The sequence below is a fragment of the Ignavibacteriota bacterium genome, from assembly GCA_016716225.1.
Taxonomy (GTDB): Bacteria; Bacteroidota; Ignavibacteria; order Ignavibacteriales; family Melioribacteraceae.
Genome location: JADJWT010000001.1, coordinates 943,514 through 963,028, shown reverse-complemented (window position 1 = coordinate 963,028; position 19,515 = coordinate 943,514). Strand labels below are relative to the sequence as shown.

24 protein-coding genes are annotated in these 19,515 nt (G+C 29.1%); 1 reads left to right on the top strand and 23 read right to left on the bottom strand.

Annotated elements, in window-relative coordinates; translation table 11 throughout:
• Positions 1 to 3 precede the first annotated feature (3 nt).
• The 17 genes from larB to IPM32_04040 all read right to left on the bottom strand — a co-directional run bounded on the left by larB (position 4) and on the right by IPM32_04040 (position 11,778).
• Entirely contained in the window at positions 4 to 648 is a 645-nt protein-coding gene (gene larB / locus IPM32_04120) for a nickel pincer cofactor biosynthesis protein LarB (protein MBK8944439.1), read from the bottom strand.
• Positions 632 to 1,456 carry an ATP-dependent sacrificial sulfur transferase LarE gene (larE, locus tag IPM32_04115; protein MBK8944438.1) on the bottom strand — a complete coding sequence of 275 codons (825 nt, stop codon included), beginning with the start codon at positions 1,454 to 1,456 and terminating at the stop codon, positions 632 to 634. The genes larB and larE overlap by 17 nt, the downstream gene beginning before the upstream one ends.
• Before the next feature lie 247 nt (positions 1,457 to 1,703).
• A complete protein-coding gene (locus IPM32_04110) occupies positions 1,704 to 2,738 on the bottom strand; it encodes a bifunctional transcriptional activator/DNA repair protein Ada (protein ID MBK8944437.1) in 1,035 nt (344 codons plus the stop codon).
• A gap of 9 nt (positions 2,739 to 2,747) precedes the next feature.
• Complete coding sequence (locus tag IPM32_04105) at positions 2,748 to 3,521, bottom strand: isocitrate lyase/phosphoenolpyruvate mutase family protein (protein MBK8944436.1); 774 nt, start codon at positions 3,519 to 3,521, stop codon at positions 2,748 to 2,750.
• Positions 3,522 to 3,694: 173 nt separating this feature from the next.
• On the bottom strand, positions 3,695 to 4,024 hold the full coding sequence (locus IPM32_04100; GenBank protein ID MBK8944435.1) for a DUF1801 domain-containing protein: 330 nt from the start codon (positions 4,022 to 4,024) through the stop codon (positions 3,695 to 3,697).
• Positions 4,025 to 4,059: 35 nt separating this feature from the next.
• Positions 4,060 to 5,463 carry an MATE family efflux transporter gene (locus IPM32_04095; protein ID MBK8944434.1) on the bottom strand — a complete coding sequence of 468 codons (1,404 nt, stop codon included), beginning with the start codon at positions 5,461 to 5,463 and terminating at the stop codon, positions 4,060 to 4,062.
• A gap of 66 nt (positions 5,464 to 5,529) precedes the next feature.
• Complete coding sequence (locus IPM32_04090; GenBank protein MBK8944433.1) at positions 5,530 to 6,042, bottom strand: DinB family protein; 513 nt, start codon at positions 6,040 to 6,042, stop codon at positions 5,530 to 5,532.
• Positions 6,043 to 6,060: 18 nt separating this feature from the next.
• On the bottom strand, positions 6,061 to 6,438 hold the full coding sequence (locus IPM32_04085) for a DUF1801 domain-containing protein (GenBank protein ID MBK8944432.1): 378 nt from the start codon (positions 6,436 to 6,438) through the stop codon (positions 6,061 to 6,063).
• A gap of 78 nt (positions 6,439 to 6,516) precedes the next feature.
• Positions 6,517 to 7,155, bottom strand: a complete 639-nt coding sequence (locus IPM32_04080) for a YdeI/OmpD-associated family protein (protein MBK8944431.1) — start codon at positions 7,153 to 7,155, stop codon at positions 6,517 to 6,519.
• 73 nt (positions 7,156 to 7,228) lie between these two features.
• Positions 7,229 to 7,645 carry an SRPBCC family protein gene (locus tag IPM32_04075; protein MBK8944430.1) on the bottom strand — a complete coding sequence of 139 codons (417 nt, stop codon included), beginning with the start codon at positions 7,643 to 7,645 and terminating at the stop codon, positions 7,229 to 7,231.
• Between the two features lie 120 nt (positions 7,646 to 7,765).
• Positions 7,766 to 8,203: an SRPBCC domain-containing protein gene (locus tag IPM32_04070; protein MBK8944429.1), complete on the bottom strand. Its 438-nt coding sequence runs from the start codon at positions 8,201 to 8,203 to the stop codon at positions 7,766 to 7,768.
• 32 nt (positions 8,204 to 8,235) lie between these two features.
• On the bottom strand, positions 8,236 to 9,144 hold the full coding sequence (locus tag IPM32_04065) for a VOC family protein (protein ID MBK8944428.1): 909 nt from the start codon (positions 9,142 to 9,144) through the stop codon (positions 8,236 to 8,238).
• Positions 9,141 to 9,611: an SRPBCC domain-containing protein gene (locus IPM32_04060; GenBank protein ID MBK8944427.1), complete on the bottom strand. Its 471-nt coding sequence runs from the start codon at positions 9,609 to 9,611 to the stop codon at positions 9,141 to 9,143. Before IPM32_04060 ends, IPM32_04065 begins: the two co-directional genes overlap by 4 nt.
• A gap of 163 nt (positions 9,612 to 9,774) precedes the next feature.
• Positions 9,775 to 9,954, bottom strand: coding sequence for an HTH domain-containing protein (locus IPM32_04055; protein MBK8944426.1), 180 nt, complete (start codon positions 9,952 to 9,954; stop codon positions 9,775 to 9,777).
• 23 nt (positions 9,955 to 9,977) lie between these two features.
• Positions 9,978 to 10,403 carry a VOC family protein gene (locus tag IPM32_04050; protein MBK8944425.1) on the bottom strand — a complete coding sequence of 142 codons (426 nt, stop codon included), beginning with the start codon at positions 10,401 to 10,403 and terminating at the stop codon, positions 9,978 to 9,980.
• 2 nt (positions 10,404 to 10,405) lie between these two features.
• On the bottom strand, positions 10,406 to 11,062 hold the full coding sequence (locus IPM32_04045; GenBank protein ID MBK8944424.1) for a dihydrofolate reductase family protein: 657 nt from the start codon (positions 11,060 to 11,062) through the stop codon (positions 10,406 to 10,408).
• A gap of 290 nt (positions 11,063 to 11,352) precedes the next feature.
• Entirely contained in the window at positions 11,353 to 11,778 is a 426-nt protein-coding gene (locus IPM32_04040) for a VOC family protein (GenBank protein MBK8944423.1), read from the bottom strand.
• A gap of 125 nt (positions 11,779 to 11,903) precedes the next feature.
• Between IPM32_04040 and IPM32_04035 the strand changes: the two genes are divergently transcribed.
• The gene (locus tag IPM32_04035) at positions 11,904 to 12,866 is read left to right on the top strand and encodes a helix-turn-helix domain-containing protein (GenBank protein MBK8944422.1); all 963 of its coding nucleotides are present in this window, start codon (positions 11,904 to 11,906) and stop codon (positions 12,864 to 12,866) included.
• A gap of 358 nt (positions 12,867 to 13,224) precedes the next feature.
• Here IPM32_04035 and IPM32_04030 read toward each other — a convergent pair whose 3' ends face one another.
• From IPM32_04030 to IPM32_04005, 6 genes are all read right to left on the bottom strand, one after another.
• Entirely contained in the window at positions 13,225 to 13,653 is a 429-nt protein-coding gene (locus tag IPM32_04030) for a DUF1801 domain-containing protein (protein ID MBK8944421.1), read from the bottom strand.
• A 62-nt stretch (positions 13,654 to 13,715) separates the two neighbouring features.
• Complete coding sequence (locus IPM32_04025) at positions 13,716 to 14,057, bottom strand: TfoX/Sxy family protein (GenBank protein ID MBK8944420.1); 342 nt, start codon at positions 14,055 to 14,057, stop codon at positions 13,716 to 13,718.
• A 179-nt stretch (positions 14,058 to 14,236) separates the two neighbouring features.
• The gene (locus IPM32_04020) at positions 14,237 to 15,565 is read right to left on the bottom strand and encodes an OmpA family protein (protein ID MBK8944419.1); all 1,329 of its coding nucleotides are present in this window, start codon (positions 15,563 to 15,565) and stop codon (positions 14,237 to 14,239) included.
• A gap of 204 nt (positions 15,566 to 15,769) precedes the next feature.
• Positions 15,770 to 16,735, bottom strand: a complete 966-nt coding sequence (locus IPM32_04015) for an AraC family transcriptional regulator (protein MBK8944418.1) — start codon at positions 16,733 to 16,735, stop codon at positions 15,770 to 15,772.
• Positions 16,736 to 16,804: 69 nt separating this feature from the next.
• Entirely contained in the window at positions 16,805 to 19,108 is a 2,304-nt protein-coding gene (locus IPM32_04010) for a DNA polymerase II (protein MBK8944417.1), read from the bottom strand.
• Between the two features lie 30 nt (positions 19,109 to 19,138).
• The gene (locus IPM32_04005) at positions 19,139 to 19,486 is read right to left on the bottom strand and encodes a hypothetical protein (GenBank protein ID MBK8944416.1); all 348 of its coding nucleotides are present in this window, start codon (positions 19,484 to 19,486) and stop codon (positions 19,139 to 19,141) included.
• Positions 19,487 to 19,515 lie beyond the last annotated feature (29 nt).

Here is a 19,515-nt window from a genome sequence, read left to right as displayed (position 1 = left end):
ATTTTAACCTTTTAATATACGATAGGCAGCAATTGCCGCACCGTAACCGTTATCAATATTTGTTACTAATAATCCATTTGCGCAACTTGAAAGCATGGAATTAAGTGCAGTATGTCCACCTTTTGCAACACCATATCCAACGCTTATCGGAATTCCAATTATTGGTTGCGGAAATAATCCACCTACAATTGTTGGCAATGCGCCTTCAAAACCAGCGCATACAATAATAACTTTTGCTTTTTTAATTTCCTCTTTTCTTTCTAATAATCTGTGAACGCCGGCAACGCCAACATCAATAATTTTTCTTACTTTTATTCCTAAAAATTCTGAAGTGTAAAATGCTTCATTTACGATAAACTCGTCTGAAGTTCCACCTGAGAGTATTATTACATCGGGATTTTTAAAATTACTTTTAGAAATTTTTCCAACAATACAAATTCCGGATTTTAAATCATAAAAAACATCTTTATGATTTTTTTTTATCTCAATTGCTTTGTGCTCTTGTAATTTGGTAATTAAAGCTTTTTTTTGATGTTTCAAAACTTCTTCTAAAATATTAAGTAAAGTGTTAACATCTTTAGATTCACCGTAAATAACTTCAGGAAAACCAATTCTTGATTTTCTGTTATGATCAATTTGAAAATTCATTTAAAACCCGGTTTAATTTTCCAGTGATAAAACCTTCTTCATCCACAATACATTGCGAAAAACCAATATTAATAATTTTTTGTTCAATAATATGAAAGATAGATTTTAACTTTATTATTTGTTCTTGAGGAACTTCTATTTTTGCATTATTATTTGAACTTCTAACACGTATATCTTCAAAGCCAAAATCGTTAAGAATTGATTCTGCTATTTCTACCATTTTCAATTTTTCAGTCGTAATAGATTCTCCATATGGAAATCGACTGCTCAAACAAGGACTAGCTGGTTTATCCCAAACCGATAAGTTAAAATAATTTGCTAATTCTCTAATTTTTGTTTTATCAATTTTACAATTTATGAACGGACTTAAAATATTATTTTCAGAAGCAGATTTTAATCCGGGACGATAATCACCTAGGTCAGAAAAATTATTTCCATTAACTATTTTAAATCCGGAATATTTATTCGTAATTAATTCTTGTAAACTATCGTATAATTCATTTTTGCAAAAATAGCATCTGTTAATTGGGTTCGATGAATAATTTTCATTCGTGAGTTCGTTGGTTTCAAGAATTAAATATTTTATATCATTTTCTTTACAAAACTTCTCAGCAATTTCTAAATCTTTACGTTTAAGGCTTGGTGAATTTGCAATTACGGCAATCGCATTTTCTTTGCCCAAATATTTTCTACATAAAAATGATGTCAAACAAGAATCAACACCTCCGGATAATGCAATTAAAGTTTTATTATAACTTTCAATTTCTTGTTTTAGTTTCTTTAATAAAGTTTCCAATATTTGTGTAATTTCTAAATGATTAGTAATGAGATTTTCATTTTTAATTTAATGAATTTACATAAATATGCAAAATGCAATTCACGTATATATTAACGAGTAAAAATAGTTGATTTAATTATTAGAAAATTTTTAAAATCATTTTTATAGAAGTACTAGTTTATAAGTAATGAATGGGTAAAACATTTCTGTGGTTCAAAAATTTTTTGGATAAATAAATACTTTACTTAAATGATAGAATATTTATAACATAAATTTTTTATTTACTTTCGATTTCAAGTAATTCCTTTTTTCTCCACAATCCTCCGCCGTAACCGGTAAGATTTCCATCAGATCCAATAACTCTATGACAAGGAATTAAAATTGCAATTTTATTCATTCCGTTTGCATTTGCTACAGCCCTTACAGCTGTTGGTTTATCGATTTGTTCTGCAATATCTTTGTAACTTTTTGTTTTTCCAAATGGAATTTGCAACAGTTTTTCCCAAACAATATTTTGAAAAACCGTTCCGGAAGTAGCAATCGGAATTGTAAATTCTTTTCTATTTCCATCAAAATATTCATGTAACTGTTTTTCCAAATTTGTTAAATGATTGCTATCTCCTTGTAATATTTTTGCATCGAAAAATTTAGAAATTTGTTTCAATTCAGTTTCAAGCATTTTGCGATCTGAAAATTCGAGCAAGCAAATTCCATCTTTTGTTGAACATGCAATCATGGTTCCCAATTTTGTTTCAATTCTTTTTAATTCAATAACATTTTTTGTTTTGCTATTACTCGGTGAAGTTTCAAAAACAGATTTAAATGAATCATTAAATCCGCTTAAAGAATTATAACCAGAATCAAAAGCAGTTTCCGTAATACTTTTTCCATCTCGAATTTTTTTAAATGCATTATTTATTCTTAACATTCTCTGGTAAGCATGAAATGTAATTCCATGATTTTTTAAAAACCATCTTCTAACTTTATTTGGTTCAATCCCTTTTTTAACAAGGTCAAAATCTTTAATTTTTTGCGATGGATTTTCATTTAATTCGCTTAATATATTTTTTATTTCAATTGGTGTTGCATTTAATTTTTCTAATGGATTACAAACCTTACATGGTCTGTAGCCTTTCAATATTGCTTCTTTTGAAGTTTTATAAAATTCCACATTTTCTATTTTAGGTTTTCTTGCCGTGCATGTTGGTCTGCAAAAAATTCCTGTTGTTTTAACAGCAGTAAAAAATATACCTTCAAATGAAACATCTTTTTTAACAGCAGCGTTATACATTATTTCATGAGTAAGTTCCATAATTAAATCCTAAAACAAACTGTTAAAATTTTGGTCTAAAATTATTTCATTTGTTTTACTTTCCATTTGGGTGTAAACAAAATCATTAATAAAATTTCCCATGCTAATTCTTTTAACACCAATATTAGAAAGAGTTTTAAAATCCGGCAAATTAGGCATGCACATTACGTTGATCGGCAATTTGGTTGATTTAGTTAATTCTTTAATTTCTTTTTCATCAGTAATGCATGGAATGAAAATTCCGTCAATTTTAGCACTTTCATATTGGCGAATTCTTTTTTTAGTTTCGTTTAATTTGTCTTTTAGATTTAGCAAATAGGTATCAGTTCTAACATTAACAAATATTTTTACTTTTTCTTGTTCTAATTTTTTACAAATATTATCTAGTTTGCTGTAAAAAACTTCAGCAGGCAAAATTGATCTATTAGAATTTTTCACAATTGAATCTTCAATATTTATTCCAGCAATTCCAATTTCTGAAAGTCTTTTAATATTAGAAAATATTGTATCAATATCATTTCCGAAACCGGCTTCTAAATCGACCGATAAAGGAATATTTGTATTTTTAGAAATTTTCTTCACTAAATTAAAATATTCTTCAAACGAAATATTTTCTCCATCATCATAACCAAGAGAATTGGCAATTGCCGCACTCGAAGTTCCGATTGCGCTAAATTTTAGTTTTTCATAAACTTTTGCACTTTGAACATTCCAGACGTTCCCAAGTAAAAGTGGTTTGTCTGATTTATGTAATTGTGTAAAAATTTCATATTGTGATATCATTATTTTTTCCTTTCAAAAATTGATATCAGTAAAATATATCGATGCAGTTTTCTTCGCTACCGAAAACTTAACAAGTATTTTTTAATTGAGAGAATTGTGAAATGTGGTTTATATTTAAAAATTTATAATTGCTTAATCCAGCTTTTAATAATCTTAGAGACTTTATTTTTTAATTATTTTGCATCTTCATTTGATTTAATTGCAATTGTGCATCTATCAGGTGCTGCCCATTTTACCAATTTATGCGGATCATCTAAATGAAATTGTTTTGGATTTTCTTTTTCTTTTGTATCAGTGTGTAAAACTATTTGAATATTTTTCGGCGGATATAGTTTAAAAGTTGCAAAGTGATTTTCTAATTTATAACTCGGTGCATTCCATTTAATTTCTTCTACAATATTTTTATTTGAACTTTTAATTACATCACGTAATGTTTCAAATCCTTCTTTGAAAGGATGTTCAAGGTTTTCCATATATTCAGTTACACTAATGATTTTGCTCATAATTTTCTAAATAAATTATTTGATTCATTTCATTTTTAAATTTTTACTTTTTTCCATGAACCTTTTTTGAAAAGCCATAAAGTGAAAAGTCCAACACTTGTTTCGGTTGCAAAGATTGTCCAGAAAATTCCTTCATATCCAAAACCAAATGTTTTTGCGGTTAAGTATGAAAATGGAATTTGCAACACCCAAAAAAATATTAAATTAATTTTAGTTGGTGTAATAGTATCTCCAGCACCATTAAACGCTTGCACAGAAACCATCCACCATCCGTAAACAAAATAGGAATATGAAACTATTTTTAGCCACATTGTTCCAACAGAAATTACTCCCAAATCATCTGTGAAAATTGAAACTAAATTCTCACTATAGAAAAAGTAAATTATTGAAACGCCGATTAAAAAAATCATATTATAAGTTCCAATTTTCCATACGGATTTTTCTGCACGATCCGGAGAATTTGCACCAAGATTTTGACCCACCAATGTTGAAGCCGCATTTGATAAGCCCCAAGCCGGCATCATTGTAAACATCATAATTCTTATTGAAATTGTGGCTCCGGCAACAACGTGACTTCCAAACTCGGCAAAAATTCGCATAATAAAAATCCATGAAGTCATTGCAATAATATTTTGTCCAATTCCACCCAAAGAAGTTTTTATAATTGAAGAAATTATTTTAAAATTTAAGAAAATATGTGATCTCTCTACTTTAATATGTTTTACACCTTTGTACAGATACCACAACTGAATTAAAACTCCAACGCCTCTTCCAATATTTGTTGCAATTGCCGCACCTTCAATTCCTAAGTTGGGAAAAGGACCGTAGCCAAAAATTAAAAGCGGATCCAAAATAATATTGATTCCGTTTGCAATCCATAAAACACGCATCGCAATTGCCGCATCGCCGGCACCTCTAAAAATGGCATTAATAACAAATATTAACATTATTACTAAATTTCCGCCAAGCATCCATTGAGCATATCCAACACCATGCCCGAGAATCCAACTATCAGCACCCATCAATTCCAATAATTCTTTGCTATAAAAAATCCCAGCAATTGAAAATGGAATGGAAGCCATAACACCGATAAATATTGACTGAACTGCAGTAATTCCGGCTTTCTCTTTGTTCTTTTCACCAATTCTTCTTGCAATTAAAGCAGTTACACCCATTGCCAAACCCATGCAGATAGAATAAAGAAGAAACATGTAAGTTTCTGTTAATCCAACAGTAGCAACTGCTGAAGCTCCAAGTGAACCCACAAAATAAATATCAACAATGGCAAAAGTTGATTCCATTATTAATTCTAAAATCATTGGGATAGCCAAAAGAAAAATTGCTTTGCCAAGTGGAATTTGGGTGTAATCAGCTTCACTTCCTTGAATGGCTTCTTTTAATTCATGCCAGATTGATTTTTGAGATGAAAGTGTTTCCAAAAAAATTGTTTTCTAATTATTTTAAAATAGATTAGTAAATAAATTGTTGACGCAAAATATTTGAAATTACAAATATCTTTCTTTAATAACTTTTATATGATGCTTAGTATGACCAAGTGAAATATAGCCCAAAGCTCTTGCGGAAATTTTAAATTCTCCGTTATTGCCTAAAAATTCAGATTTTTCATCAGTAATGTTTTTGAGTAAAAATTCCATACTTTTTCTTACAACCAAAAATTCTTCAAGTAAACTTTCCATAGATCTATTTGTTACATTAACATTAGCGGCAAATAAATTTTCATCTGCTCTTTGTAATAAAGTTTTATCATCTCCTCTTGCACAAACCAATGCACGATAAGAAAAAATTCTTTCGGTATCAATTACATGCATAAGAACATCTTTAATTGTCCATTTTTCCGGTGCATATTTGTAATTATGTTTTTCTTCCGGAATATTTATAAAGAAATTAAATGTTGATTCGGTATCAGTTGTAAATATTTGAAAAAAATTTCCTTCTTCAACAAGATCAATATATTTATGGAAATACGGATTATATTCATTTGCTTGTGGTCGATTCATAAAATTCCTTAGATATATTTATTTACCTTTTTTTGATTTGGATAAATTTTCATTCACTCTAAATTTCACAATTTTGGAAATTAATTTTACCGGAAGTGTTTCATCAATTGGAAATTGAACTGCCCCTTTAGAAGTTTTGAAATTTTTAAGTTCATCTTTAAATTGTTCTATTCCAGTTGGAGTTGGATAAAAACCAATATGCTTTTTATAACCCGCAAAATGTACTAAATTGCCGCTCAAATAAAATGTTGGCATTTGATAAGATATTTTTTCTATAGATTCCGGAGCGGATTCTATTATTGTTTTACGAAGTTCGGTTAATTTTTCTTGAACTTCATCCGGGAAAGTTAAAATGTATTCATCAATATTTTTAAATTCTGTTTTTTGGGTTTTCATAAAATTTTCTAATAAGTATTTATTAAAATATGAAAATTATTAATATGGCAGTTTAACCATTCTTAAAGCTTTATTTTTTTACTCTATTTTACTGTGTGAACCATCACAACTAGGAAATCTTTTTGAATGTCCACAAATACAATCTTGAAGCCCTTTCCCCGTAAGAATTCGCTCTATATTTTTTTCAATTCTTTCACTGCGAGTTTTAGATTGTTTTGGTTGTGAAAAATGTAACAGATAACCTCTTTGTCGTCCTTGTGTTAAATTTTCAAAAGCTGTTTTAAAATCCGGATCCATTTCAAATTTTAATTTTAGTTCCTCCGGCATGTTGAATTCGGAAGTTTTTTTCATTTCAACTTTCAGTCCGAATTTTTCAATCTCTATTGCCTCGAATATATATTCCTTAATTGTTGTCTCTAATTTTTCAATTTCAGAAATATTGGTAAACCTAATTTGTCTTGCAGATTGAACATTTTCGGTTTGTTGAACTAAAATATTTTTTTCATCTTTTAGTAAAGCACCTTTATGAAATAAAATTGCACAATAATCTTTAAACTCATGAATTAATAATACATTATTTTTATTTAGAGTATAACATGGATGCATCCATTTATATTCTTCAATCAAGCCGCAATCAAGAATTAAAGTTCTAATTTTTTCCAATTCTCTTTGCCACTTACCAACTTGACTTAAATATGTATCCACTTTTGGATTCATTTTCTTTTTCCGCTTGAAATATTTTTAGCAAATTAAAAATTCAGGTTTAAGTTTTCAGAATTAAATTGAAAAATTAATTTTCCTCAACAAGTTTCTTAAAATTATTTAAAATTGATTGCCAGCCAAATTTTTGTAGTTCTATCGAGTTTTCACTTTCAGCATCAAAAATTGTGGTAATTTTTATTTCATCATTTTGCTGTTCAAAATCTGTAATTGCCTTTCTGCCATCGCCCATTGTATAAGAAATTTTTTTTTGTGGAATAACTTCATCATAAATTCCCCAAAAATCAAATCCAAAACTTCCGTCTTTTGCTTCCATTCTTGAACTAAATTTACCACCAACTCTTAAATCATTTTCTGTGCTTGGGCAATGCCAATCGTCAGATGCAAAATTCCATTTTGTAATATGTTCCGGCTGCGTCCAATATTCCCATACTTTGTTTTCATCTGCCGATACAAAAGTTTCTATTTTAATTTTAGTTTTATCCATTTAAATATTCCCATCATCTTTTTGATTACAAATTTAATTCATAAAATAATAGTTAATATACGTTTAGCTACGAATTCAAGAAGAATTATTTTTTATTACACTTCTGACGTTTCACTATTTTTATTGTTCACTCAATTCTTTAATTTTATTCAATGCTAAAGGCCATGTGTTAAGAAAAAAATCTTTGTATTCATCATTCATATCCATCTCTATAAATAATTCAGTATTATTTCCGCTAGGTTTTAATGTGTAATTTTCAAAAATTCCCGACCATTTCTTTATTTCTTCACTTTCGTAATCTTCAATGCCGTCTTTAATAAAACCCAAATGTTTAAACGATAAAAATTCATTTTCCTTTAGTTCGGCAATTGTGCTTATCATTCCGTTGCCTTTTCCATCAACAAATAATGTTCTGCCATTAATTTTCCAGTCTGATTCCATACTCGAACCTTCTGAAAATACGGAAGACCATTTTTTATATGTTTCATGATCCCAAAGAGTTTTCCAAACTTTTTCTTTTGATGCATTTATATGAATATTAAATTTTAATTTTTCCACTTTTTAATCCTTTCGAAATTGTTTAATAAATATTATGAATTTTTCTGAAATGTCTGTTCCAAAATATTTAAATCAAGTTTTCTCATTTTTAATAATTCATTCATTACGGAAGAAGATTGTTCTTTGTTTCCACTGCTTAATAATCTACCAAGTTTTGCTGGAACAATTTGCCAAGAAACTCCAAACTTATCTTTAAGCCATCCGCACTGCTGCGCATTAGGATCTCCACCTTCGCCAAGTTTTTCCCAATAATAATCAATCTCATTTTGAGTTTCACAACTTACGATAAAAGAAATTGCTTCGTTAAAATCGAAATCATGTTTTTGCGAACTACTCATTGCGTTAAATAAATAATTTGATAAATTAAATTGCGCAAATAAAAGAGCATTTTGCGGAATATTTTCCGAAGGCGGATAAGGAAATTCAAAATTAATTTTTGAATTTGGGAAAATATTTGTGTAATAAATTATAGCTTCCTTTACATGAGCAAATTTGTCATTTGTAAATAAAAGTGTTGGTAAAATTTTTTGGGGAGAATTCATTATATTAATATCAAGCTGCCAAGAAACTCCGAATTTATCTTTTACCCAAGCATACTTTTCACTCCAATCATATTTACCCAATTGCCAAACGATGCTTCCGTTTTGTTTTAATTTTTCATAAAGCAATTCAATCTCGTTTTCTGATTTACAATAAACATAAAATGAAACCGCATCGCTGAATTTGAAAATTGGTCCGCCGTTTAATGCAAGAAATTTTTGTCCCGCTAATTCAAATTCCATTGTCATTATTGTGCCTTCCGGCATTTGATGAAATTCAAATCCTTCTTTGCCGTATCTTTGCGAGTTTCCAATTTTAGAATTTTCAAATAGTGAAGTGTAAAAGTTTACAGCTTCTTCTGCATTTTTATTAAACCACAAATTTGGTGTTATTGAATTCATTTTGAATCCTTTCTCATTTTAATTAATTCTTCTTCAAGCCGATCAAAATTTTCGTCGTTTTTCCCAACGGTATATGATCTAATTTTATTGCACAATTCAACTGAATCAAATAATTGTTTAAATATTATTTCTGTTTTAGTTACTGAAATTTCTTGAAATTGAAAAATCACATAAAATATTGGGTTTGAAATACGATCCCAGACAATTAATTTATTTTTTTCAACAATTATAAATATGCATTCATTAACATAATTTCCTTTATCAGGACCGTGCATAATGAAACTCCATTTACCACCGGGTTTAAATTCAAATGAATTAAAGGTATTTGTAAAACCTTTTGGTCCCCACCAATTTTTTTGATGATTAGGGTTTTCAAATGCTTGATAAACCAAATCAACCGGAAAATTAATTTCTCGAGAAGTAATTATTTCTTGTTCTAGATTTGAATTTACTATTTCCATAACTATTTTTATTAAAATATATCTAATCAATGATTTTGCAAAAAATGTCAGAAAAAATAAGTCATTCCCACGAAACTGGGAATCCATAAAATTATAAGATTCCTGTCAGTTAGCTAACTGATCACGGGAATCTCACTTAAATAATTAAGCAATATGGTTTTTTATTAACTTATTTCAATGCTTTTTTTATTTTCTCAATATTATCTTTGCCAAAATAATTGCAACCAGCTTTAACCAAATCTGGCTTAAGGTTTAGAGTTTTAATAGTTTTTGAAACAATCGATCCCGAAACACCAAGCTGAGCTGCAATTTTTCCGGCAGTTAATAAATCTGAATTTTCCTTTGCCATTTTCATACTCCTTATTTTGTTGATTATTGTTCTTTGGAAAAATCAATCATCCAATTTATTCCAAATTTATCTGTAAAATTACCATAATAATCACCCCAAAATTGATCAGCCATCGGCATTTCAATTTTTCCACCAACGGAAAGTTGGTTAAACAAATTATCAGCTTCTTCTCTAGTATCTGTAGTAATCATAATGTGCATATTATTTCCGGGTACAAATTTATGTCCCATAGATTCAATTAAATCAGTTCCCATCATAATAATTCCGTTGCACAACGGCAGAGAAATATGCATAATCTTTTCTTGAACTTCAGAGGGGAAATTCTGAGCATCCGGTAAATCTTTAAATTTCATTACACCATTAAACTCGCCGCCAAAAACAGATTTGTAAAAATTAAACGCTTCTTCAGTATTTCCGTTAAAATTAAAGTAAGGATGAATATTTTTCATAATTATTTCCTTTCATATTTTTTTAAAACTAAATGAGTTGTATTTTCTGTTGAAATATATTCAACACAATTATATCCTAAATCGACAATATTAATTTGTGAAAAGAGATTTTCTCCAGATCCAAGAAAAACCGGAGAAACTGCAATGTGCATTTCATCAATTAATTTTTCTTTTAAATATTGGCGAATTACATTAATTCCGCCGCCCAATCTTACATCTTTTCCATTTGCAGAATCAAAAGCTTTTTTAAGTGCAGAATGAATGCCGTCTGTAATAAAATGAAAAGTTGTTCCGCCTTCCATTTCAATTGATTTGCGAGGATAATTTGTTAGTATAAAAACCGGAACTTGATAAGGAGGATTATCGCCCCACCATCCTTTCCAATTTTCATCAAGCCAGGGTCCGCGATATGGACTAAACATATTTCTGCCTAAAATCCATGCGCCGATATTATCAAATCCTCGTTCGGCAAAGCTATTGTCAATGCCGGTTGTGCCGCCATCTTTTCCCATCACATTTTTTTGAAAAGTTTTTGTCGGGAAAAACCATTTATGTAGATTTGGCCCTCCAATTCCAAGTGGATTTTCAAGGCTTTGATTTGGACCTGCACCAAAGCCATCTATAGAGATTGAAAAACTTTGCACTCTTAATTTTTGCATTTTAATTTCTCACCAATAATAAATTTCAGAAATCTTTGACAAATATAATAGATATTTTGTCTTTTTCTAATGTGTAAATACGCCAATCATACGGGATTATTGCGTCAATAATATTTTTTACATTTTAGCATAAAAAATGTAAAAACAATAATTCTTGAAACCGCAATTTCCACAACAGAAGTGTATTAAAATATCAGTTTTTGCTTTGCTAATTAATTCATTTGAGTGTTAATAAAAAAAATTAGCTTGTTATCTGTTAGCATTCGTTGTTTTTCATCAGTTAACTTTGTTTAATTTTTAGGATCAAAGTTAACCATCCATTCAATACCAAATTTATCCCAAAACATTCCAAAGCATGAACCCGAGGGGCTGTCATCAATAGGTATTTCAATATTCCCTCCTTCCGAAAGCCCTTTAAATAATTTGGAAGCATCTTCACTGCTTTCTGTGCTAATTGATATTTTAGATCTGTTTTCGTTTTCATTTACTTTGCCCATGCTTTCTGGAATGTCATTCGCCGTTAAAATATTATTACCAATAGGCAAAGCAATATGCATTACTTTATTTTCCTCATTTTCAGGTACTGGAAATTCAGGACTTGATATATCCTTAAATCGAATAATTTTTCCAAATTCACCACCAAATACTGATTTATAAAAGGTAAATGCTTCTTCAGCATTTCCATTAAAATTAATATGAGGATTAATAGATCTCATTTGATGCCCCCTTCTATTTATTTCAAATATTCAACAAATATAATAGATATTTTATCTTTTTCTAATGTGTAAATACGCCAAACATACGGGTTGATTGCGACAACGTCTTTTATTACATTTTCGCAATGAAAAAAGTAATTATAATTGTTCCAGAAACAGCAATTCCATCTGCAATATTTGATCCGCAATATATGTTTTTTGCAGTAAATAATTTTTTTAAAGAAGCTGGTCACGAGCCATTTTTTAATGTTCAATTAATCGGATTAACAAAAGAAGTAAAATTAAATTTTGATACTGTTGAAATTCACACAGATAATACAATTGAAAATGCAGAGCAAGCAAATTTGATTATTGTTCCGGCAATCAGCGGAAATATTTTAAACGCAATTGAGGTTAACGAAAAATTTATTCCGTTTATTTTAGATCAATACAACGGTGGAGCAGAAATTGCAAGTTTGTGCATAGGTGCATTTTTATTGGCTTCTACAGGATTGTTAGATGAAAAACAATGTTCTACACATTGGCTTTTTGCAAATCAATTTAGAGAAATGTTTCCAAACGTAAAATTTGCAGAAGATAAAATTATTACGGATCAAAACAGAATTTACACAAGCGGCGGTGCAACTTCTTACTGGAATTTACTTTTGTATTTGGTGGAAAAATATACAAGTAAAGAAATGGCAATTATGGCATCGAAATTTTTTTTACTTGATACTGAAAAAACCTCACAATTACCATTTAGAATTTTTAAGGGACAAAAAGAGCATAAGGATAGTTTAATTCTTTCCGCACAAAACTATATTGAGGAAAATTATAAAGAGAAAATTACGATTGAAGAATTATCAGAAAGATTTAATTTAGGAAGAAGAACTTTTGAAAGAAGATTTAAAGCCGCAACTAAAAATACAATCATCGAATATATTCAGCGCGTAAAAATAGAAGCTGCAAAAATTGATTTGGAAAAAGGGAAGAAAACCGTTTCTGAAATTATGTATGATGTCGGTTATACGGATAGTAAATCATTTAGAGATATTTTTAAGAAATTTGCCGGAATGTCTCCAGTTGATTATAAGAATAAATTTAGCTGATTTTTATTTTTCTCAATCTTGTTCTTAATCCTATTCTTACTCTATCTTTTAAAAGCGATTAAGAGTAAGAAAAAGATTTAATATTCGTCAACAATAAAATTCATATTTATAAAAATTTGGGATGTCTCAGCAAAAAGCGATTCGACATGACTCAAACTTGCAATTGTCATTTCGATCCCGATGTTTTTTATCGGGCGAGAAATCTCAAAACTTAAGAATTACTGAAATTTTTTTTGAGATATTTCAGTAAATAAAGATATAATCTTTTCAAAAAATCACATATTTAATATTTACGGAATTTTTAAAAATTAGATTAAGAAAAAGATTAAGATTAAGAATAAGATTAAACTGAGTTTTTTCACAAACCCAATTTAGGTAGATTCTTAACTTTATGATAATTCAAACTTAGTGAAATACAGATTTTTAGTTTTTCTTCCGGAATTGCTTCATCCAAATCAAAAAGAATTGCCCGAGAATTTTCATATTTAAATAAATCACTAAAAACTTCTTTAAATGTTGGAACTAACTTACTTGTGCACTTAAAATACATTGCATACTGATTTGGATTTTTCTCTTTCCAATCAATTCTTAAAGTGCTGCCGTGTTTTGATAAGTAACTTGGTTCGCCCCATTTTAATGTTTCTTCAATTTCTAAAATTGATTCATCGGATTTAGCAACATCCATAATTAATTTTCTAAGATGATTTATTTTCGGTTTTATATTTTTAGGATATTTTCCGAATTTTTCTTTAACCGATTTATTTGTAATGATTTTTAGTTTTTTCATGATATTTTAATCTTTATGGATTCCCACTTTCGTGTGAATGACAAAATAAAGTAATGATTATATTAACTTTTTGTTTTAGAAGATTTAGCTTCTTTGTTAAATTCTAGACAAAGTTTTATCCAAAAATCGAAATCCTTTTTTGTTTTAAAACCTTCCGGTTTTACATAACAATAACCTTTAAAATCTTTTCCTTTCATTAAAACTTTTTCAAATCCATTTTTCGCAGAAATTTTATCTTCCAGTTTTGGATCATATCTGCACATTAATTTTTCGCCGCTGACATTTATGCACATTTTATCGTTTACTAAAAATGCTAATCCTCCAAACATTTTTTTCTCTTCAACATTTGGAATTTCTGAAAGAGCTTCTCTAATTTTATTTGCTAATTTTTCATTGTAAGCCATTTAAGTTTTCCACTTTCAATTTTATTTTTTGTGATAAAGAATTAGTCAAACAATTATTCTTTTTCACAATTATCTGTTAACCAGTTTCTCCGATCTTCAACTGATTTTTCTGAAATTATTTTAAGCTGTCTTTATTTTGAATTTCCAAAATATTTGCAATTTTTTCACAACTGAATTTATCACATTTTCACAAATTCAACTCTTCTATTTTGAGCTTTGCCTTCAGAAGAATCATTACTTGTAAAAGGTTTACTTTCGCCCAATCCTTTTGATGTTAACCGATCAGAAAAAATTCCTAACTCAATCATTTTTGCAACAACAGATTTTGCTCTGTCTTCAGAAAGCTTAAGATTTGAATCATCATTTCCATCGCTATCTGTATGACCTTCAACGGAAAATTTTAATTCGGGATGATCTTGCATCATTTTAACAACATAATTTATTGTTCCCATACTTTCCGGTTTTAAAGTTGATTTGTTTACATCAAACTTGATTCCGGTTGTTACAAATTTTCCATCGGTTAAAAATTTATCATAAAGTGGAACTGCACCTTTTGCAATTCTAATATTTTTTAAATATCCAGCAGATTTTCCATCTGGATTGTGCGATGAAAGTCCAATACCGGTGGGATTAAAATCAACATTGGGTATATTTAAAATTCTTGTATCATCCAAATAAACTTTTAGCGCACGTTTATTGAAAGAAATTGCTATGTGTCGCCAAGTTGCAATATTTGTTACATAATTAGTTCCGGGCAGAAAATTTTTTTCAATATTTTTTCCATCGGCAGCATTTTGATAAAAACGGATATTTTGTTCAGCAGTATTATATTCGGGATTTCTAAAAATTTTCTTTTGATTTTTATAATCAGCAAAAAAGACGCGATAAGAAAAATGTTGATCGGGAAAATAAGCATCAAATTCAACAGTAAATTCATCGGGAAGATAATCTTCGGATGAATTTTTAATCAATGGAACAATACCGCCGCCGCCGTTTGCATTGGTTTTTCTGCACATTATAACATTTTCACCATCGACGTTTGCATTATCGTAAGTTCCTTTAACTAAATCCCACTTTGATGGAAACTCACCGTTTTGTTCTCCTTCGTGATTGTCTTCAAAAATAATTTCCGTACCGGGAATAAAATCATATTTTGCCCAATTTAACTGCGGAGTTTTATTTTCAACTTGTTGAGGGTTGGTTTCCTTAACTTTTTTATTTGCGGATTTATTTTCTTCTGGAATTTCATCAGCAGATTCTTCAGTATTTTCATCACCCTCAACGGAATCCTCAATACCATCTTCAACACCATCCAAAGTTTTATCAACACCTTTATCAATATTATCTTCTATTCTTTTTTCAATTTTTTTCTCGGCTTTCTTTTTTGTTTTTTTCAAAACCTTGTTTAAATCAATTTGAGCAGAAATTTGAGATGAAAATATTAAAAGTAAAATTGGCAATACAAATAAAGTTAAAAGTCTGTTTTTAAATAATTGTGAAGTGAGCATTATATCCCTTTCTTTGTTAATATTTTTCGTAAGTATAACAAACAATGAATTATTTTTCCACTTGGAAATTTGTAATAGCAAACTTTAAGAAAATTTAATTCAAAGATTAAGTTTAAGAATATGATTAAGAAAAAGTTTAGATATTCTCCATCAAAAAAGATACGATCTTTTCATAAAGATCGCATCTTAATTGAGATTAAAATTTTAAAGAGGTTTTACCGGAACGTAAATATCAACAATATGTTTTCCTTCGGAGTGTTCTTTGGGATCATTTAAATAAAGTTCAAAACATGGATTATCGTTTGGCTGATAACGACTTGATGGAAACCATTCGCTGTAAACATAATCCCAAGCTTTCTGATAATCATTCTCGGTTAACTCAAAACTTGCCACAACATATTTTCCACCAGCAATTTCCATTTTACCAATTTCGTCTGTTACTTCTGTATTATTTGGAACGGAAATACAAACACTTAAACGTAATTTTTCTTCATCTGTTATTTCCGGATTATCATGATAAACTGCTAAAACTTTTGATGTAGGAAGACACAAATTTCTTGGTCCAGCCCAGTTAAAAAGTCTGCCAAACAAATTTCCAAATAATTCTGCGTTACCTTTATAAGGACCAATATACCTTATATACGCAACAATAAAACTTGAAATTTCTTTTACTTCAACTTTAGTTGGTGTAACTTCACCAATTTGGTGATTCATTTTCAACTCCGTTTTATTTATAAATACATCACCAAAATATTCATTCAAAAAATTTGAAACTTCACTTTGATTGCTAACCGTTTGACTTATCTTGCTAAATTCTTTCGAATATTTATTTCGCCATTCGGTCGCAGTAATTTTAAATCTTTCCTTAAACGCTCTTGCGAAAATTGATGTACTAGAAAATCCGCATTCAAAACCAATTTCTGTTATTGATAAATTTGGATTGTTAATTAAAATTGTGGCAGCTTTTTCAAGTCGGATTCTTAGGATATAGTTATTTAATGTTTCTCCGAGAATACTTTTAAATATTCTGTGAAAATGAAATTTAGAAAAATTTGCAACCGAAGATAATTCATCAAGAGAAAATTTAGAATCGAGATTATTATCAATATAATCAAGTACTTTGTTAATTCTTTGAAGATATTCCTTTCGCTGGAGATTTTTTACATTCATTGTTGAATTTAGAAAAGTGATTTATGTAATAATTTGGTTTATGATAAAATAGAGTTTAGAATATTTTTATCAAAACAAATTCATTTGAGTTGATTTTACAATTCCATCAAAAGATTTTCCGAAAAGCGCCAAAACCGAATCTGCAATTGGCTTTAACTGTTTTTCAATATAATGTTGATAATCAAAATCCATGGGATTTAATTCGGTGGGAATTGGTCCACGCTTAGTAATAAAATAATTTACGGTTCCACGTTCTTGATTTATCAATCGCGCAGCTTTTACATGCGGAGGAATTGTTTTTGTGTAATTTTCCGAACCTTTACGTAAACGTTTTTTATAAGTTAAATCGTTGGTAAATTTTCCGGAAAGTAAATTTGAAACAAATTCTTTAATCCAATTTTCATAATCTTGATTATTAAAAATTCGTAAGTACAATTCCTCTTGAAAATTCTTTGCAAGTTTTGTCCAATCAGATCGAACAAATTCCATTCCCACAAAATCAATTTTATCTTCTAGCAAACCCGCATAACGTTTTTTAGCTCCACCTTCTCTTCCGCGCATTGAAGTTAAAATAAATTTTGAATAATATTTTTCAAACTCAATTTCCAAATATGATTTTAGTAAAAATTCTTTTTCAATTCTTTCGTTCCAATATTCATTTAAATTTTTTGCAATATTTTTTCCTAAATCATTTGCATCAGCAAAATCAGTCGTTACGTTTACAAACAAAGAATCTGTATCGCCGTAGAGAACTTTCAAATTATTTTTTTCCAAGAATATTTTACTTTGTTGAAGTAGCCACTGACCGGTTCCGGTAATTGCATCTGGCAAATTTGGATGATAGAATCGGCAACCGTAAGAACCCATAACTCCGTAAAAACTGTTCATCAAAATTTTTATTGCTTGCGAAAGATTTTTATCATTATTTTTTTTTGCGATTTCGCGGTGATGCATTAATTCTTCAATAAAATTAGGAAGTATATGATTCGTTTGCGAAAATTTAATTCCGTTAGGAGTTTGCAAAGTGTATTCATTTGAGAGCAATCTTGATAGAGGATCAATTTTAAAAGTCTCAATTATTGATGGATACAAACTTTTAAAATCCAGCACAAAAACATTTTTATATAAACCGGGCTGCGGATCAAATACATAGCCGCCGGCAGAATGTTGAGTTTGTTTTATATCCTTTACATTTGGCGCAACAAATCCATTTTTGTGTAATTGAGGTAAATAAAAATGATCGAACGCCGCAGTCATTTGTCCTAGCTGATCTAAAAACAATCCGGAAAGTTTACTACGCGTAATTAGCTGATCAATAATTCCAATTTTCGCAAATATTTCAAAAACTAAAATACAGTCTGTTAAATTATATTCCGCTAATTTTAATTTATCATTTGCGAAAAGAAAATTTATTTCAGCGACTTTATTAGAATTACTTTCAATAGTTTTTCCTTTTCCCAATAATTGTTGCGCAACGGTTTCAAGTTTGTAATCTTCAAAAGTGAAAAATGCAGAACGTAATGTTGTTGGTCCATCTAAAACAATTCTTCCAGAAATTTTAGCAAAATAATTTCCGCTGGATTTTTGAATAATTTTTGAAATTGAATTATCTCTTCCCAAAATAAATTTTACGTTATTTGCATTTGCTCGTTCTTCCAATATTTTCAAGTCAAAACCGAGAACATTCCAGCCAATAATAATATCGGGATCAAACTTGGAAATATCATTTATAAATTTTTGTAAAATTGTTTTTTCTGATTTATGTTGATAAACATTTTCACTTAATTGAATTTCTTCGTTTCCTAAAATTCTAACAATATTTTGTTCTTCGCATTTTTCAGTTTGATGAATTGCATATGAATAAATGTTATTGTTTTCTGAATTTGTTTCAATATCAATCGATGCAATTTTAAAATTGGGAGAATATTCATTTGAATAAATTTTCGGATTTTCAAAAACCATTACATTTTTTTGCTGAGAAAAATTTCCTTCAATTTTAACTTGTGCATTAATTCCTTTTTCCATTAAAAATCTGCGCGTGGGAATTACATCACTTTCAAAAGTTTTAACTTTTTGCGAATCAAAATATTCCGAACATTTCAGCAAATCATTTTGAGTATTAAAATAAATTGCATCAACATCAATAAAATCAAAGGATTTTAAGTTTACTTGTTTTCGTAAATGCGGATAAGGAATTTCAATATTTTGATTTTTTCGTTCAATAAAAAAAACCGGTTTATTTTTGAAAATTAATTTTACTGTTCCTAAATCTGAAGTTCCGTAAAAAACCAAAGAATTTCTATTGCTGAAATCATTCCATTCATCTGTAAACAAAAACGCATTATGTGAATTAAAATTACTATGATTTGTCATTTTAAATTTTCGGGCGAAAGAAAAGATAAATCAATTATTATTGTTTCTTTGCTTGAATAAAATAAATGAAAGAAAAAAAACGATAAGACCAATAATAAAAATTGTCGGCTGCATCCAAGAAACATAACCAATTATAGATACTTGAGTTATTATCCAAGTCAAAATTATTGAGGCTGCTAAAAATGAAAATGTTAAATCAAAATTTAAATTTCGAAAAACAAAAATTGATGCTAATAAACTTGATCCGCCAACAATAATAAATAGAAATAAACTTGGAATGAAATAATTTTGAAAAGGACTATTTTCAAGCCATTCGATTGGAATTCCATCTGCACCAGACATTCCATAATATCCGCCGCCAAATGCGTTAAGTGCCACAAATAGAAGTAATGACCCCAATATAAATC

Bases quoted from the DNA above. Each gene is read 5' to 3' on its own strand.
- larB (MBK8944439.1), bottom strand. From the start codon at position 648: ATGAATTTTCAAATTGATCATAACAGAAAATCAAGAATTGGTTTTCCT.
- IPM32_04110 (MBK8944437.1), bottom strand. From the start codon at position 2,738: ATGGAACTTACTCATGAAATAATGTATAACGCTGCTGTTAAAAAAGAT.
- IPM32_04105 (MBK8944436.1), bottom strand. From the start codon at position 3,521: ATGATATCACAATATGAAATTTTTACACAATTACATAAATCAGACAAA.
- IPM32_04100 (MBK8944435.1), bottom strand. From the start codon at position 4,024: ATGAGCAAAATCATTAGTGTAACTGAATATATGGAAAACCTTGAACAT.
- IPM32_04090 (MBK8944433.1), bottom strand. From the start codon at position 6,042: ATGAATCGACCACAAGCAAATGAATATAATCCGTATTTCCATAAATAT.
- IPM32_04085 (MBK8944432.1), bottom strand. From the start codon at position 6,438: ATGAAAACCCAAAAAACAGAATTTAAAAATATTGATGAATACATTTTA.
- IPM32_04080 (MBK8944431.1), bottom strand. From the start codon at position 7,155: ATGAATCCAAAAGTGGATACATATTTAAGTCAAGTTGGTAAGTGGCAA.
- IPM32_04075 (MBK8944430.1), bottom strand. From the start codon at position 7,645: ATGGATAAAACTAAAATTAAAATAGAAACTTTTGTATCGGCAGATGAA.
- IPM32_04065 (MBK8944428.1), bottom strand. From the start codon at position 9,144: ATGAATTCAATAACACCAAATTTGTGGTTTAATAAAAATGCAGAAGAA.
- IPM32_04055 (MBK8944426.1), bottom strand. From the start codon at position 9,954: ATGGCAAAGGAAAATTCAGATTTATTAACTGCCGGAAAAATTGCAGCT.
- IPM32_04050 (MBK8944425.1), bottom strand. From the start codon at position 10,403: ATGAAAAATATTCATCCTTACTTTAATTTTAACGGAAATACTGAAGAA.
- IPM32_04045 (MBK8944424.1), bottom strand. From the start codon at position 11,062: ATGCAAAAATTAAGAGTGCAAAGTTTTTCAATCTCTATAGATGGCTTT.
- IPM32_04040 (MBK8944423.1), bottom strand. From the start codon at position 11,778: ATGAGATCTATTAATCCTCATATTAATTTTAATGGAAATGCTGAAGAA.
- IPM32_04035 (MBK8944422.1), top strand. From the start codon at position 11,904: ATGAAAAAAGTAATTATAATTGTTCCAGAAACAGCAATTCCATCTGCA.
- IPM32_04030 (MBK8944421.1), bottom strand. From the start codon at position 13,653: ATGAAAAAACTAAAAATCATTACAAATAAATCGGTTAAAGAAAAATTC.
- IPM32_04025 (MBK8944420.1), bottom strand. From the start codon at position 14,057: ATGGCTTACAATGAAAAATTAGCAAATAAAATTAGAGAAGCTCTTTCA.
- IPM32_04020 (MBK8944419.1), bottom strand. From the start codon at position 15,565: ATGCTCACTTCACAATTATTTAAAAACAGACTTTTAACTTTATTTGTA.
- IPM32_04015 (MBK8944418.1), bottom strand. From the start codon at position 16,735: ATGAATGTAAAAAATCTCCAGCGAAAGGAATATCTTCAAAGAATTAAC.
- IPM32_04010 (MBK8944417.1), bottom strand. From the start codon at position 19,108: ATGACAAATCATAGTAATTTTAATTCACATAATGCGTTTTTGTTTACA.